Here is a 16,054-nt window from a genome sequence, read left to right on the forward strand (position 1 = left end):
CCACCCCGGCCCCCACCACCAGCGCGTGGCCTCGCAGGCCCTGGTTCGCAAGCATGCGTTGCGTCCTCACGTACCGCTGGTGATCCGGGTCCACAAGCGAGTGCTCAGGCGCATCCCGGCCGAAGTCATGGTCTTGATCGGGAACAGGGTATCGAGCACCGATTGCGGTGGGTAGGCTGCCGAGTTGTTACGCAATTGTGGCTCGATGTAAGGCAAGGATGCCGAGTTGCCGTTGGCGTACTGCACGAAGTTGCTGATGTTGGCGATCACCTTCGGGTCCAGCAGGTAGCTCATGTAGGCGTAGGCGTTTTCCAGGTGCGGGGCATTCTTGGGAATCACCACCATGTCCATGGCCACGGTGGAGCCTTCCTTGGGAATGCTGTAGCCGATGTTCACGCCGTTGTTGGCCTGATGCGCGGTGGCCATGGCCTGCAGCACGTCGCCGCTGAAACCCACAGCCACGCAGATGTTGCCGTTGGCCAGGTCACTGACGTACTTGGCCTGGTGAAAGTAGAGGATCGAAGGACGGATCGCTCGCAGCGCTTCTTCAGCCTTCTTCAGGTCCGCCGGCTGCTCGCTGTGCGGGTCCAGACCCAGGGCGTTGAGGGTGATGGGCACCATCTGCGTCGGGTTGTCGAGGAAGGCCACGCCGCACTGCTTGAGCTTCTGGATATTCTCCGGCTTGAACAGCATCTGCCAGGACTGAGTGACGTCGGTGTTACCGAAGATCGCCTTGATCTTGTCGACGTTGTAGCCGATGCCCACGGTCACCCACATATAGGGAATGCCGTACTGGTTGCCCGGATCGCTGGTTTCCAGGAGTTTCATCAGTTTGGGATCGAGGTTGTTCCAGTTGGGCAGCTTGCTCTTGTCCAGGGGCTGGATCGCCCCGGCCTGGATCAAGCGTGGCAGGAAGTGGTTGGACGGGCTGACCAGGTCATAGCCACTGCCGCCGGTCATCAACTTGGCCTCAGTGGTCTCGTTGCTGTCGATCACATCGTAGGTGGTCTGGATGCCGGTGCGCTTGGTGAACTCGGTCAGGGTGTCAGGAGCAATGTAGCCGCTCCAGTTGGCGATGCTCACGGTTTCAGCAGCCTGTACGCTTGCGGCGCACAAGGCCAGGGATAACAGTGCCGTAGTGGTGCGATTGATCATAATTGCCGCCCTCTGTGCTCTTATTATTGCGGCGATTTGTTCGCCGCGACGGTTAACGCTCGTGTCGCGCGCGCTGCACTTCCCAGCCCATGCGCAAGCTTGCTCCAATGTCGAAAAACGGTCGTGGCGGCAGGTAGCCGGGACGGGCCTGGGACAGCACGTCGCGCAGCAGCGGCGAGTCGCCACCACTGGCCATTTCCGCCAACAGCCGGCCCCACAGAGTGCCCCGGGCAACCCCGGAACCATTGCAGCCAGCCACCGTGTGCAGGCCCTCGGCAACCCGACTGAAATAGGGCTCGCCAGAGCGAGTGCCGCTCAGGTGCCCGGTCCAGGTGTATTGCAGATCGGCATCGGTGATCCCGGGGAAACGCTTTTGCAGGCCCCGCACATGCTCTTGCCGACGCACGGCCAGATCTGCCGGCCCCAGGTCGCGCTGGCGGTATTCGACGGTATTGCGCATCAGCAGGCGGCGCCCCGGCAGCAGACGCACGGTGGCAGCTCCCGGCAGCGTGGAAAGCACGCCCCAGCCCTGCTCGTCCAGCAGGCGCTGCCAGGGTTCCTCATGCAATGGCCGGGTGATGCTGGCGCTCAGTTCCAGGGGGAAGGTGCCGCTGTGCTTGACACCGACCCGGGGCAGGAAGGCACCGACACAAGCCAGCACCTGAGTCGCCTTGATCTCGCCCTCCCGGGTCCGTGCCCGCCAGCCATCACCAGGCACCGACCGCAGATCGTCCACCGGGCTGTTCTCGTAGACCTCTACCCGCTCGGGCAAGCCTTGCAGCAGGCCCTTGACGTACTTGGCCGGCTGCAGCAAGGCGTTGCCACCGGCACAGTGAATCGCTCGTTGATAGAATGAGCTGCCCAGGCGCTGCTGCAGGGCCGGGCCTTCCAGGTACTGGGCCTGGGCCCCCACGGCGTTCAAGGTCGCGACCCGTGCGGCACTGTCTTGCAAGTGCTGGGGCTGATGCACGGCGAAGTGGTAGCCGGCATCATTGAACTCGCACTCGATGGCCAGTTCGGCAATACACTCGCGCACTTCCTCGCCGGCGGCGAAACCCACCCGTGAGGCGACCTGATAGGCCGGGTAGCCAGAGCGGCCGATCAGCTCATCGGCGCCTGGCAGTTCATGGCTGACCACAAACCCCGAATTGCGCGCCGAAGCGCCCTGGGCCGCGCGCTGGCGGTCCAGCAGGACAATGCGCTGCTGAGGATACATCCGCGCCAGGGCGCGGGCTGCCGAGAGGCCGGTAATGCCACCGCCGATGATCAGCCAGTCGGTGTTCTGCGTGCCTTTGAGTGTCGGCCGCTGAGGGGCTTCCCCCGCCAGGGCGATCCAGCCACATACGTTGTTCAAAGCCTTCTACTCCTTCACAATCCATGCGCCGGGAGCATTCAACAGGGAATCCAGGCCGACGCCACAGGCCTACAATCTATGGCGGCTAACGCTGGATTTCGAACGTTATTAATTCATCGAACTATTCGGAAAACGCATGGATAAGCTACTTCGACTGCCTTCGCTGCAGGCCCTGCAAACCCTGGTCAATGTGGCCCAGACCCACAGCTTCACCGAGTCCGCCGCGCGCCTGCACCTGACCCAGAGCGCGGTGAGCCGGCAGATCCAGCAACTGGAAGAACATTACGGGGTCAGTTTGTTCGAACGCAGCAGTCGCCGGGTGTCGCTGACCGATCAGGGGCGCGACGTCTGCACCGTGGCCACGCAGATCCTCAGGTCCCTGGGAGCACTGCAGGAACGCCTGGCTCCCGCGCCCCTGGACCAGCCCTTTCGCATCCGCATCTTCGTGTCCCTGGCAGTGCGTTGGCTGCTGCCAAGGCTCAGTGGCTTCTATGCCGCCAACCCCGGACTGTGCCTGTCGATCGAGACCGTGGGCGGCGCCACCGTGGACCCCGGCGGCGATTGCGATGCCTACGTGCTGTACCTGCCAGAAGGGCTGGATGAGCGGCCACTGACGCTGCTGTTCGACGAGTACCTGGTGCCGGTGTGTGCACCACAACTCAGTGATGGGCAGGCACCCCCGCGCTCCCTGGAAGAACTGGCCGGACATGCCTTGATTCACGGCTCCACCAGCCGCCAGGAATGGACCGCCTGGCTGCTGGCCCAGAACGACCAGACGCCCCACAGCTACAAGCACATCCTGTTCAACCTCGATGACCTGGCCCTGGACGCCGCAGCCCGCGGGCTGGGAGTGGCAATGACCGACCTGATCCTGGCCCAGGACTCCATCGCCCGTGGCAGCCTGCTGATCCCCTTCGGCGAGGCGCTGAAAACCGGCGGCGTCTATGCGCTGTGGCTGCGCGACAGCGGTGCGGCGCACCCGGCCTGCGAGACGGTGTTGAACTGGTTCCAGGCCCAGGCTGCCGAGCGCGACTTGCCTTCAACGGGCAATGCCTGAGCATTCTCGGCGGCCCCAGGCGGATTTTGCTGTGGCCAGGCAGTGGACTGTGGCAAGGTCGCTGGCCAGCAAAGGCAACCAGGTGTTGTCCGCAGTGACATGCATCATCGCCCGCGCGCGTTCAGCCCAGGAGGACACTGCATTGAATCAACGGTTCTATCTGACCGGCGCCTCGGGCGCCGGCGTCAGCACGCTGGGCATGGCCCTGGCCCGTCACCTGCAATTGCCCCATGTCGACGTCGATGACCATTACTGGTATCCCAGCGATCCACCCTTCCAGCGGGCGCGGGCGCCGGAACAGCGGCTGATGTTGCTCAAGGATGCCCTGGGTCAGGCGCCGTGGGTGATATCCGGATCCATGGACGATTGGGGCCAAGAGATCATCGCCCAGGCTGACTGGATAGTGTTTGTCGACACCCCGACGGCGCTGCGCCTGCAGCGCATCCGCGCTCGGGAACAACAACGCTTTGGCGCGCGCATTCTTCCCGGGGGCGATATGCACGCCCAGCACCTGGCCTTCCTTGAATGGGCGGCGGCCTATGACAGCGGAACCCGCGCCGGGCGCAGCCGCCCGCGACACAGCGCCTGGCTGAGGCAACTGACTCAGCCCTGGAAGCACCTCGACGGCGGTAGATCGGTGGAGCAACTGCTAGAGGAAATACAGCTGATCACGGCCAAGGACAGGCCGCGCTGAGACACTGCTGAGCAAGCCCCGGAGAGACTCGAGCGGCCAGTGGCATTCAACTGAAAGCAGCCGTCATCGCCCAGGCAAAACACGCCAGCACAAAGGCCATTCCCATCACGTACACCGCTAAAGCACGACCCACAGAAATACTCCACGAAGCAGACAGTCGACAATCAGCCGCCCCTTCGGGGCGAGCGACGGCATGCATTTTAACAGCCCGCGACATCATTTTGACACAATGAGCCACTACGGATTTTTCCGCTCCCGACAAACGGCAATTTCGTCAATTTTGTGACGCCCCTCTCACTATTATCCGAGAAGCCAGGCCGCCGACGCACAAACATGACCTTGCATTTCCCCTGGAGCTTTCCGCCGCCTCCTGGAGCCTCGCCAGCGGCTAGGTACCCGCCTCCTCCCTTTTTCCCGCACCACATGCTTGAACGAGATCAGAAGCGCTTCTCCGGGTTGGACAAGAGTGACTCTCGCTGCTTTATTCAGCATCAGGTTCAGTTGCATTACACCCAAGGAGGGGGATATGCCTTTCAAAATCATGATGGTTTTCGGTACGCGTCCTGAGGCTATCAAGATGGCACCGCTGGCTCGGATTCTGCGTCAGTGGCCAGGCCTGGAACTGCACATCTGCTCCACCGGCCAGCACCGTGAAATGCTCAAACAGGTGCTCGACTCCTTCGAGCTGCAGGTCGATGAGGACCTGCAAGTCATGACCCAGGGCCAGTCCCTAAACGGTCTCTCGCAACAGTTGCTGCTGCGCCTCGATAGCGCCTACGAGCGACTGCAACCAGACATCGTACTGGTGCACGGCGACACCACTAGCAGCTCCATCGCCGCTCTCGCTGCGTTCAATCGGCAACTGCCCATCGGCCACGTAGAAGCCGGCTTGCGCACCGGCAACCTCAAGACGCCCTGGCCCGAAGAGGCCAATCGAAGGCTGACCGGAGTCATCGCCGACCTGCACTTCGCCCCCACCGTCAAGGCCAAGGCCAACCTGCTGCGGGAGAATGTGCCGAACGAAAACATCGAAGTCACCGGTAATACGGTGATCGACGCACTGCTGTGGATGCGAACTCACCAGGAAAAAGTCCATTGGCACCCCGCCGCCGATTCCCCCCTGACGGCGCTGGCCGACAACCGGCGCATGGTGCTGGTTACCGGCCACCGCCGGGAGAACTTCGGCAACGGTTTCCGCGACATCTGCGAGGCTCTGGCGACCCTGGCCCTGCGCTACCCGGACGTGCAGTTCGTGTACCCGGTGCACCTCAATCCCCAGGTGCAGAATGCGATCTACGGCCTGCTCTCGGATACGCCCAACATCTACCTGGTGGAGCCCCAGGACTATCAGCACTTTGTCTGGCTGATGGGGCGCTCGCACTTCATTCTCAGCGACTCCGGCGGCATCCAGGAAGAAGCTCCTGCGCTTGGCAAGCCCCTGCTGGTGCTGCGCGACGTTACCGAACGGCCGTCAGCGCTGGAAGGCGGCACCGTGCTACTGGTGGGCACCGATCGCGAACGTATCGTGCATCACGCCAGCCAACTGCTGGACGATGCCGACTTCCATGCCCGCATGAGCCGCGTGCACAGGCCCTACGGCGACGGTCACGCCAGCGAACGCATCGCCCGCCGTCTGAGCACCTGGCTGGAGGCTAGAGCCGCAAGTGCCCAGGCCATGAGTCACGGCAAGGATCACAACCCCGTCCACGAAGCCTTGCCGACGGAAACAGCCTGAACCTCGGCATCGCTTCACCGGCCAGCCGGCGGCTACGGATCGTGACGCCAACCCTTTTGGAATAGGCGCCGGCTTGCCAGCGAAGAAACCCGCACCACCTCTTTCACCTGTCAGGCAACTGCCTGCCGGGACAACAGCACCTGGGTCACCCGCCGCTCCTCCACCGCCATGACCTGAATGTTCCAGCCGTCCCACTGCAGGCAATCGCCCTTCACCGGCAAGCGATCCAACAGACTCATCACCAGCCCGGCCAGGGTCTGGTAGTCCTCGGTGGGGGCGGCATTGAAGCCGGTACGCTGAGCCACCTGAGGCAGGTTCAAACCACCGTTGACCAGGAATCCATCCTCCTGTTCCACCACATCCGGCCCTTCGACCTCACTGGCATCGGGCAGCTCACCAGCAATCGACTCGAGAATATCGGTCATGGTCAAAATGCCCATGAAGTCGCCGAATTCGTTGATCACGAAGGCGATATGAGTCGAAGCCTTGCGCATCTGTTCCAGGGCATTGAGGATCGAAAAGCTGTCCAGCAGGTTGATGGTTCTGCGCGCCAGATGCGCCAGGTTCGGCTCGTTGCCGGCCAGGTATTCCTTGAGCAGTTCCTTCTTGTGCACGAAGCCCAGGGGCTCATCCACCGCACCATTGCGAATCAACGGCAGGCGTGAGTAGGACGAGTGCATCAGCTTGGTCCGAATCGTCTCCGGGCTGTCCGCAAGGTCAATGCAGTCAACCTCCGCCCGCACGGTCATCAGCCTGCGGATCGGCCGCTCCGCCAGCTGCAATACACCGCTGATCATCACCCGCTCGCGACGGTCGAACAGTTCGTTGCTGTTGGCCTCATCACCTTCCAGCAGATCGGCGATTTCCTCACCCACCTCCTCCGCCGCCAGCTTGCGCCCACCCAGCAGGCGCATCACCGCATACGCGGTGCGCTCACGCATGGGCCGCAGACCCTGCATCGACTTCTTGCGCCGGGCCCGGGCGACCTGGTTGAACAGCTCGATGAGGATCGAGAAGCCGATGGCCGCATACAGGTAACCCTTGGGAATGTGGAAACCCAGGCCTTCGGCGGTCAGGCTGAAACCGATCATCATCAAGAAGCCCAGGCACAGCATGATCACCGTCGGGTGTTCGTTGACGAAGCGGGTCAGCGGCTTGCTGGCGACAATCATCACGCCGATGGACACCACCACCGCGATCATCATCACCGCCAGATGCTCGACCATGCCCACGGCGGTGATCACCGCATCTAGGGAGAACACTGCATCAAGCACCACGATCTGCGCGACGATCGGCCAGAACAGCGCGTAAGTGGCACTGCCGGCTCGCACACTGACATGACCTTCCAGGCGCTCATGCAATTCCATGGTGGCCTTGAACAACAGGAACACACCACCGAACAGCATGATCAGGTCACGGCCCGAGAAGCTGTGCTCGAACACCTCGAACAGCGGCTGGGTCAGGGTCACCATCCACGAGATGCTGGCCAGCAGGCCCAGGCGCATCAACAGCGCCAGGGACAGGCCGATCAGCCGCGCGCGGTCACGCTGCTCGGGCGGCAGCTTGTCCGCGAGGATGGCGATGAACACCAGGTTGTCGATGCCCAGCACCAGCTCCAGGACAATCAGGGTCAAAAGGCCAAGCCAGGCCGTGGGGTCTGCGATCCATTCCATAACGACGACTCAAATACTCCGGGAATTCAAACGGCCAGGCGCGACAAAGCGCCAAGGTGCAGGGACTGCGAAACCTTGGGTTCGGGCGGGCAACAAGGACAGGACGTGGCAAATGCCAGGAAGGAACGACCGGGGGAATGGCTGACTGAGCGTCTGCGTCTCAGAGCGGCCGGATAGCGCGAGAAGTCATGGAAGAAAGCACAAGGAGAGCGCCAACTGGGAGGCTCCGAAAGAGTGTTCATGCAAGTCCTGAGAGAAAAAACGGACTTGGAGATTACAGGGAGGACAAGCCGATTCCCCAGCAGGAAATCATTACAAAAGTTTATCCAGCCCGTTCCGGCAGCCGCTACCGCGGGCTGCGACAGGCCGGGATCGTGCCCGACACAAAGAGTCTTCAGCGCCCGCAGGAGCGTCGAGAGCAGGCGCTACAACTGCTCGGAAATCTCGATCAGGTTGAGGTCCGGGTCCCGCAGGTACACCGAGCGGATCGGGCCGGTGGCCCCGGTGCGTGGCACCGGACCTTCGATGATCGGCCAGTTGGCCCGCTGCAGATGGGCAATCACCTGCTCCAGGGGCACGCTGGCGATAAAGCACAAATCCAGTGCCCCCGGCACCGGCAGGTGCGCCTTGGGCTCGAATTCCCGGCCACGCACATGCAGGTTGATTTTTTGCTGGCCGTACTTGAAAGCCTTGCGCCCGCCGGCAAAAGTTTCCAGTTGCATGCCCAACACGCGGACGTAGAAATCCTCGGCGGCTGCAGGGTCGATGGTGGTCAGTACCAGGTGGTCAAGGTGATCGATCATCAAGCACACAACTCCTGAAGGCAGAGGGACGACCCGCGGATTATGCGCGCCGAGGGTGATGCTTGAATACGCTGACTCAGGCCGGGCGCCGATACTCGCGCCGGACCTGTTCGATGTAGCGCACCACCGCCGGAGCCTGCTCGAAGCGCCGATGAATCAACGACAACCAGGACGTCGCCGAACTGCCACCGATGGTTCGGTACAACACATTGGGCAAGCTGAGATGTCCCACCACCGACTCCGGCACCACCGCCACGCCCTGTCCCAGTGATACCAGGGCCAGCACCGCCACCAGGCCACCGGGCTGGGCGCCGAGCTTGGGCGCGTAGGCGCCCTGGGCGGCCACCTGCAAGGTGCCGCTGATCTGCTCCGGGAGGATGAAGGTTTCATCGAGCAGGTGCTCGGAGGCGATCTGCGGCAGGCGGCACAGCCAGGACTCGGCGGACAACGCCAGGACAAAGCCCTCGGCATCCAGGCGAATGGCCTCGACCCCTTCCGGCAGGGTCATGGGCGAGCGGATGTAGCCGACGTCGAGGCGGCCATCGGCAATCCGCGCCGGCAAGGTTGCCATCGGGCATTCCCGCACATTCAGGCTGACGTCCGGGCAGTCGCGACTGAAACCCTGTACCTGCTTCTGCAGCAGCCCCGAGTACACCGCCGAGGCCACGTAGCCCAGTTCGATATGGCCAATCTCGCCGCGCCCGGCCCGTTGCGCATTGCGCTGGGCGAACTCGAACTGACGCACCGTGGCTTCGGCCTCCAGCAGCAATGCGGCACCGGCCTCGGTGAGGCTGACCTCGCGCTGCTGACGGATGAACAGCCGGGTTCCCAAGGTCTTTTCCATATCCTGGATCTGCCGGCTCAAGGTCGGCGGGGCGATGCCCAACTGCTCGGCGGCACGGGTGAAATTGCGCTGCCGGGCCACCGCCAGGAAGTAGCGAAAGTGCCGAATTTCCATAAATTGCATGAGCTCAAAGGTAATGAACTGGCCGCCAGCGGCTAACAAAGACCGCAATAGGCCGCGATAAGCTGAACAGACATTCACAGTAAAGAGCCTCAGCCATGCGCGTCAAACCCCTGTTTCTGGCAATGATCACCTGCTTCGGCCTGCAGACCGCCGTAGCCGGGGAAACCCGGCCTGACATTGCCCACAAGGCAATCCTCACCCTGGACAGTGCTCAGAACCTGCTCAAGGCCGCCCAGGAAACCGCCCACGCCAAAGGCTGGCCCTGCGCCGTGGTGATCGTCGACGACGGCGGCTGGCCGATTCTCGGCGCCCGCATGGACGGCGCTCCGGTGGTGGCCGGGATTGAGTTGGCCCAGGGCAAGGCTCGTACTTCAGCGCTGTTCAAGCGCCCCTCCGGTGACCTGGAAAATGCGGTCAATGGCGGGCGTCCAGCCGCCCTCAGCGCCGGCCTGCTGATGATGAAAGGTGCCCAGCCGATCGTTGTCGACGGCCAGGTGGTCGGCGCCATCGGGGTCAGCGCCGACACGCCGGCCCACGACGATGAAATCGCCCTGGCAGCGCTGTCCATCCTCAGTCGGCGGACCACGCCATGAGCCGGACCCTCAACCCGCGCCTGACCCTGTTGACCGCCTCCGGGGTCTGCTCGCTGATTGTCCTGGACACCAACATCGTCGCCGTGGCCTTGCCGAGCATCGCTCGCGACCTGGGGGCCAACTTCGCCGACATCGAGTGGGTCGTCAGTGCCTACATGCTGGCCTTCGCCGCGCTGCTGCTGCCGGCGGGCAGCCTGGCCGACCGCTTCGGGCGCAAGAAGACCCTGCTCTGCGGGCTCGTGCTGTTCATCCTCGCGTCCCTGGGTTGCGGCGCGGCACCCAATGCCCTGTTGCTGGACGCCGCCCGGGCACTCAAGGGCGTGGGCGCGGCGCTGCTGCTGACCTCGGCGCTGGCATCCATCGGCCATTGTTTTCATGACGAGGTGGAGCGGGCCAAGGCCTGGGCGTTCTGGGGTGCCTGCATGGGCATGGCGATGACCGCCGCGCCCACCGTCGGCGGGCTGATCACCGAGTTCTTTGGCTGGCGCTGGATCTTCTACTTCAACCTGCCGGTGGGCCTGTTGTTGCTGTGGAGCGTGTTGCGCAACGTGCCGGAGTCCCGCGATACCCAGGCTGCGCGCCTGGACCCCTGGGGCAGCCTGGCCTTCAGTGCCAGCCTGCTGTGCCTGATCTGGGGCCTGATCGAAGCCAACCGCATCGGCTGGAGTCACCAGGCGACCACCACCCGGCTGCTGGCGGGAGTCGCGCTCCTGGGGCTGTTCGTGCTGATCGAACGGCTGCAGCGCCGCCCCATGGTCGACCTGCAACTGTTCCGCCATCCGCGCTTCATTGGCGCTCTGCTGGGCATGTTCGCCTACGCCGGCTGCGCCCAAGTGATGATGACCCTGCTGCCCTTCTACCTGCAGAACGGCCTGGGCTTCTCGGCGATTGCCTCGGGCCTGGGCATGCTGCCCTTTGCCCTGACCATGCTCATCTGCCCTCGGATCGGCGCGCGCCTGGCCAGCCGTTATGCACCGGCCACGCTGATGGCTGCCGGGCTGACCCTGGTGGGTTGCGGCAACCTGCTCAGTGCCTGGGCGGTGCATGCCGGCGGCTACCTGAACTTCGCCCTGGCGATTGCCGTGACCGGCGCCGGCGCCGGCCTGCTCAACGGTGACACGCAGAAAAACATCATGGCCTGCGTGCCCCGGGAGCGCACCGGCATGGCCTCGGGCATGAGCACCACCATGCGTTTCAGCGCCATCATGCTGGCCATCGGCGTGTTCGGTGCGCTGCTGGCCAGCCATACCCAGCAATTGTTGCAAGGCAGCCTGAGCCGTGTGCCCGGACCTTGGCTGGCACAAGCGCCGGAGATTGCTTCGCGGGTGGTGGCCGGGGACATGCAAGGCGCCCTGGCAGGCCTGCCGCAAGCCGCCCGCCTGCTGGTCGAACCCCTGGCCCAACAGGCCTTTGTCGGGGGCTTCGGCCTGGTGCTGGCGGTGGCCGGGATCCTCGCATTACTGGGGGCACTGGTGGTCGGTCGGCTGATGCGCAATCCCCTGCCCCAGGCGGCGGGGTTGGCCTTGAAGCTGGAGTAGTGCACGCCAGGCCTGTGCCGAGCCAAGATCAGCCAGGGCTCGGCCGCGGCGGCAAACAGCTTGCGCCGCGGCGGCCGGTTTGCAATTTCATAACAGACGCGCAATAGCGCGAACAAAAAGGGCCGGTTAAGGTGCGCCCTGCAAGGCCTCGCCCTCTACCCGCGACAGGAGCCGCACCGACCATGGACAGCAAAAAGCCTGCCCTCGACCCACTGCCGACACCGATCAAGGTCGAGTTGCTGCCCCACGATCCGCAGTGGGCGGTGCACGCCAGTGAGGTGGCCGAGACGTTGCAGGCAGCCCTGGGCGCGACTCTGCTGAAGGTGCACCACATCGGCTCCACCGCGCTCCCGGGGATCGTCGCCAAACCCGTACTGGACCTGATTCCGGAGGTCACTTCGTTGACGCAACTGGATGCCCGACAAGCGCTGCTGGAGGCTCTGGGGTATATCTGGCACGGTGAACGGGGCCTACCCGGGCGACGCTATTGCAGCAAGGACGACCCTGTCAGCGGACGCCGTCTGCTGCAACTGCATTGCTACGCCCAGGGCTCACCGGAGATCGAGCGACATCTGGCTTTTCGCAATTATCTGCGTCGACATCCAGACCTCGCCCGAGCCTATGAACAGGAAAAAATCCGCTGCCAGGCCCTGCACCCCCACGACTCGCATGCCTACAGCGACTGCAAGGATGCCTGGATCAAGCGAGTCCAAGCCCAGGCACTGCGGGACCCCGCGATACGCCGACTGACTGAATGACGAGGTGAAGGTGAAACAATTGAGCGTGATCGTGGTGGGCGCTGGCATTGTCGGCGCGTCCATCGCCTACCACCTGGCCCGCCAGGGAGCACAGGTGACCGTGGTGGAACAAGCCACGCCCGGCTCCGGGGTCACCGGCCATTCATTTGCCTGGATCAATCCACTCGGCGATTTCCCCGTCGCGGCTCGGGCATTGCGTTCCCAGGCACTGGTGGACTACCAGCGCCTGCAGCAGGAGTTGCCGGGGCTGAAGATCAACTGGTCCGGGGCGCTCTGCTACACCGACGCCGTCCTGGACTCGAAACACGCCAATGACCGAGGAACCGATCCGTCCGTCAACTGGATCGACCGGCAGCAGATCGGCCAGCTGGAACCCCATCTGCAAGTGCTGCCGGAACGGGCCCGGTACGCTCCCGGCGAAGGCAGCCTGGACCCGATTGCCACCACCCAGACCTTGCTCGAAGGGGCCCGTGCCCACGGCGCCCGCGTGCTCACCCAGAACCCTGTGCTGGGGTTGCAGGTCGACGGCAAGCGGCTGGTCGGTGTCGAGACGGCCTTGGGATCTTACCAAGCTGACTGTATGGTCCTGGCGGCCGGCTGCGGGACGCCAAGCCTGCTGCAGCCGCTGGGAATCAAGCTGCCGGTGTCGGCTTCGCCATCGATCCTGATTCGCTTCGATGCCCCGCCGGGCCTGGTCAAGACCCTGATCTCCAACAACCAACTGGAAATTCGCGCAGCGGCGGACGGTGGCCTGCTGGTAGCGGAAGACTACATCGATGCCAGCGGCCCTCAAGGGCCGGACGCCATCGCCCAACAAGCCATGGCCACCCTCCGTCAGTCATTCCGGGGTGCCGAGGGGATCGTCTTGCGCAGCGTGGAGGTCGGCCAACGCCCGATGCCCCAGGACCAGTTGCCGATCATTGGCTTGAGCGACCAGTACCAAGGCCTGTATCTGGCGGTGATGCATGCCGGAGTGACCCTGGCCGCCACGGTCGGGCGTTTGATCAGCCAGGAGCTTGTGCAAGGCCAACCCTGCGCCGAACTCTCGCCGTGCCGGCCGGCGCGGTTCAACAGCGACCACCGCCCCTTGTAGCCAACGCGCAAGCGGCGATCAGGAACATCGACGCCAGTGCTGTCGTCACCGCAACCATGTGCCGGTGCTGGCCATTGCCGCGCAAATCCCCTCCTCGAAAATCGGCCTCAACTCCTTGCTTCGCTGGGGTTCGTCGTCATGGGCATTCTCGGCCTGCGGGTGGAGGACTAAGAACTGGAAAGCGTTCTGCGCACAGCACTGGCCCACGACGGCCCAGTGCTGGTGGACGTGGTCACGGCCAAACAGGAACTGGCCATGCCGCCGGCGATCAAGCTGGAACAGGCCAAGGATTTCAGCCTGTACATGCTCAAGGCGGTGATTAGCGGGCGGGGTGACGAGGTGATCGAGCTGGCCAAGACCAACGGGTTTAAGGGTGGGTGATTGAGCCGCCAAGGCAACAAGGCGCCCTGCGAAAACCGGGCCTTCGCAGGGTGCGAGGTCCCCCTCTCATCAGCCCCCACACTGGCTCAAGTGTGGGGGCTGATTTCACAGGCAAGGGTCTATTCCCACGGGCACCAATGACCCCGGTGCAATGGTCATGTACCCGAGTTGAAGCACATCCATCAGCGGCGCCTGAGCCGCAATGCAGGCAAAGGACCCGACTTTACTCAATCTCCTGCGAGGGTTGCCGGCTGGCTGTACACCGTTTTCCCACGGAACACGGTCTGCAGCACCTTGGTTTCAGCTATTTGCTCGGGTTTCCCCTGCTCAACCAGGTTGAACAGGTTGCGGTCGAGGACAATGAAGTCCGCCGACTTGCCCGGCTCGATCGAACCGATCAGCTTTTCCTGGCGCACCGCACGGGCTCCGTTGATGGTGTAGGCGTCGAGCATCTGCTCCAGCGTGGCCGACTGCTGCGGGTTGTAGGCCGGCTTGCCGGGAATCGCACGAGTGATGCCGGCGGCAATATTCATGAAAGGACGCGGGTCACGGGAGTCGACCGGTGCGTCACTGCCGGCAACCAGGACTGCGCCTGCCTTGTAGGTGCTTTCCACCGGGTAGATGGCGCTCCAGGTGTAACTGTTTTGGTTGTAGAGCACGTCGTCGATGGCCTGGCCCTTTTTGCTTTTCTCCAGGAACGGGGTGATCAGCACGTCATATTGGGGCTGCAGGTTGATCCAGGCGTAGGTGTAGGTGAGGTACACCCCAAGCTCGCCGAGGCGCCGTTGATCGTCCGGGTGAACCACTTGCAAGTGGGCAATGGTGTGCGGGATGTGGCTGTTGCCATTGCGCTGGCGAGCCGCTTCCAAGCCATCGATGGCGACACGCGTGGCGCGGTCGCCCACGCTGTGGATGTGGATGCTGAAGCCATTGGCATCGAGTGCGCTGGCGTAGTTCTTGAAGTCCTGCACCTTGTAATTGACGATGCCGTTCTTCTTCGAGTCGTCACTGTCTTTGATGACTGTGACGGCGCCGGTGTCTTCGTTCTGCTTGAGGTGGGGCGTCTGATAGTTGTGCAGCATGCCGGCGTTGGGAGAGAACGGTGGCTTGCTGAAGGGGTCGCCTTCGAGCACGCCGTCGGCGAAGATTTTCACCGCATCCGCCTTGATCAGCGGGTTGTTGGCGAACGCGGCGCGGACTTCCTGGGCCTTTTTCAGGTGCCCGGCAATATCCACTTTGCCCTTGTAGTCATCGGAGATGAAGCAGGTGGCGGCCGTGACGTGCATGTTCAGCAAATTGCGCTGCTGCATCTTCACCAACTGCTCACGGATGAAGTCGTTGGTGCAGGCATCCTGAATGCTGGTGATGCCGCTTTGCGCCATTACTTGTGCGACTTTCGGCAGGATCGCGCCGTAGATGGCTTCGCCACGCGGATCGCCCACTTCCTGGGCAAACATGTCGAAGTTGCCGACCGGGATTTTTTCCTTGGCGGCGTCGCGGACCACCCCGCTGTCGAGGCTGACGTAGGGCGCCAGCTCGGCGAACACGCCGCCCTTGCCCAGGCTTTTGGCAGTGAAGCCCACGGTCTTGCCGTTATCGTCCTGGGCCATGCTCAAGGCTTTCGAGTTGTAGGCACTGGCATGGCCGTCTACGCCGGACAGGATGATCGGGTGACCGTCAGCGACCGCATCCAGCGCTTGGCGAATGGTCTTGTAGCGGTCGGTCGGTTCGTTGTTTTCATAGGGAACCCATTGCTCGATCTTCAGCCAGGAACCGGGTTCGCTGGCATAGCGAGGCAAGCACTCCTGCACTTTGCTGGCCAACTGATCGAGGTTCACACTCTTGCCCTCAAGGTCGCAGACATCCAGGGCGACCGTGCCCAGCACGTGGATATGGTTGTCGTGCAAGCCCGGCAAGACCATCTTGCCGCCCAGGTCGACCACCCGAAAACCCTGCTTGATGAAGCTTTCCGCGCCTTCCCGGTTACCGGTGTAGACGAACGTGTCATTAGCGACGGCGATGGCCTCGACCTTCCGGCGCAGGCCATCCTGGGTATAGATCTGGCCGTTGAGGTACACCGTGTTGTGGCTGTTGTCGACGCTTGGCGTTGGCGTCTGGCTGCAGCCGGTGATCCCGGCGAGCAAGGCGAAGGAGGAAAGCGCTAGATGTTGTTTTAGTTTTAATCGCATACATTCTCCGGATTTATTACAGTAATTACTGTAATTTCACGTTCTACCAGTCTTGTCCAAGGGC

13 protein-coding genes and 1 pseudogene are annotated in these 16,054 nt (G+C 63.1%); 8 read left to right on the plus strand and 6 right to left on the minus strand.

Annotation, left to right across the window (positions count from 1 at the left end; all coding sequences use genetic code 11):
* Positions 1–66 precede the first annotated feature (66 nt).
* Positions 67–1,155 carry a polyamine ABC transporter substrate-binding protein gene (locus GV818_RS22865; protein WP_161777613.1) on the minus strand — a complete coding sequence of 363 codons (1,089 nt, stop codon included), beginning with the start codon at positions 1,153–1,155 and terminating at the stop codon, positions 67–69.
* A gap of 52 nt (positions 1,156–1,207) precedes the next feature.
* Positions 1,208–2,509 carry an NAD(P)/FAD-dependent oxidoreductase gene (locus GV818_RS22870; protein WP_161757742.1) on the minus strand — a complete coding sequence of 434 codons (1,302 nt, stop codon included), beginning with the start codon at positions 2,507–2,509 and terminating at the stop codon, positions 1,208–1,210.
* Between the two features lie 136 nt (positions 2,510–2,645).
* Here GV818_RS22870 and GV818_RS22875 point away from each other — a divergent pair, with 136 nt between their 5' ends.
* From GV818_RS22875 to wecB, 3 genes are all read left to right on the plus strand, one after another.
* Positions 2,646–3,566, plus strand: coding sequence for a LysR substrate-binding domain-containing protein (locus GV818_RS22875; protein ID WP_161757743.1), 921 nt, complete (start codon positions 2,646–2,648; stop codon positions 3,564–3,566).
* A 142-nt stretch (positions 3,567–3,708) separates the two neighbouring features.
* Positions 3,709–4,260 (plus strand): AAA family ATPase, encoded by a 552-nt coding sequence (locus GV818_RS22880; protein WP_161757744.1) that lies wholly within the window; start codon positions 3,709–3,711, stop codon positions 4,258–4,260.
* 526 nt (positions 4,261–4,786) lie between these two features.
* Positions 4,787–5,995, plus strand: a complete 1,209-nt coding sequence (gene wecB / locus GV818_RS22885; protein WP_161757745.1) for a non-hydrolyzing UDP-N-acetylglucosamine 2-epimerase — start codon at positions 4,787–4,789, stop codon at positions 5,993–5,995.
* Between the two features lie 110 nt (positions 5,996–6,105).
* On the opposite strand, the gene GV818_RS22890 is transcribed toward wecB, so the two are convergent.
* The 3 genes from GV818_RS22890 to GV818_RS22900 form a co-directional block, all read right to left on the minus strand.
* Positions 6,106–7,668: a TerC family protein gene (locus GV818_RS22890; RefSeq protein WP_161757746.1), complete on the minus strand. Its 1,563-nt coding sequence runs from the start codon at positions 7,666–7,668 to the stop codon at positions 6,106–6,108.
* A 425-nt stretch (positions 7,669–8,093) separates the two neighbouring features.
* Entirely contained in the window at positions 8,094–8,471 is a 378-nt protein-coding gene (locus tag GV818_RS22895; RefSeq protein ID WP_161777614.1) for a VOC family protein, read from the minus strand.
* A gap of 76 nt (positions 8,472–8,547) precedes the next feature.
* Entirely contained in the window at positions 8,548–9,429 is an 882-nt protein-coding gene (locus tag GV818_RS22900) for a LysR family transcriptional regulator (protein ID WP_178125074.1), read from the minus strand.
* A 104-nt stretch (positions 9,430–9,533) separates the two neighbouring features.
* On the opposite strand from GV818_RS22900, the gene GV818_RS22905 reads away from it, so the two are divergent.
* The 5 genes and pseudogenes from GV818_RS22905 to GV818_RS22925 form a co-directional block, all read left to right on the plus strand.
* Positions 9,534–10,031, plus strand: coding sequence for a GlcG/HbpS family heme-binding protein (locus GV818_RS22905; RefSeq protein ID WP_161777616.1), 498 nt, complete (start codon positions 9,534–9,536; stop codon positions 10,029–10,031).
* The gene (locus tag GV818_RS22910) at positions 10,028–11,569 is read left to right on the plus strand and encodes an MFS transporter (RefSeq protein ID WP_161777617.1); all 1,542 of its coding nucleotides are present in this window, start codon (positions 10,028–10,030) and stop codon (positions 11,567–11,569) included. Before GV818_RS22905 ends, GV818_RS22910 begins: the two co-directional genes overlap by 4 nt.
* Positions 11,570–11,751: 182 nt before the next feature.
* Positions 11,752–12,327, plus strand: coding sequence for a GrpB family protein (locus GV818_RS22915; protein WP_218586310.1), 576 nt, complete (start codon positions 11,752–11,754; stop codon positions 12,325–12,327).
* Complete coding sequence (locus GV818_RS22920; protein WP_161777648.1) at positions 12,320–13,420, plus strand: NAD(P)/FAD-dependent oxidoreductase; 1,101 nt, start codon at positions 12,320–12,322, stop codon at positions 13,418–13,420. Before GV818_RS22915 ends, GV818_RS22920 begins: the two co-directional genes overlap by 8 nt.
* 141 nt (positions 13,421–13,561) lie before the next feature.
* Positions 13,562–13,801, plus strand: a pseudogene (locus tag GV818_RS22925) (ubiquinone-dependent pyruvate dehydrogenase); the annotation flags it as partial.
* Between the two features lie 227 nt (positions 13,802–14,028).
* On the opposite strand, the gene GV818_RS22930 reads toward GV818_RS22925, so the two are convergent.
* Positions 14,029–15,990, minus strand: coding sequence for an amidohydrolase (locus GV818_RS22930; protein WP_161777618.1), 1,962 nt, complete (start codon positions 15,988–15,990; stop codon positions 14,029–14,031).
* Positions 15,991–16,054: the final 64 nt, after the last annotated feature.

Source organism: Pseudomonas sp. Fl4BN1 (assembly GCF_009908285.1).
In the GTDB taxonomy this organism is placed as follows: Bacteria; Pseudomonadota; Gammaproteobacteria; order Pseudomonadales; family Pseudomonadaceae; genus Aquipseudomonas.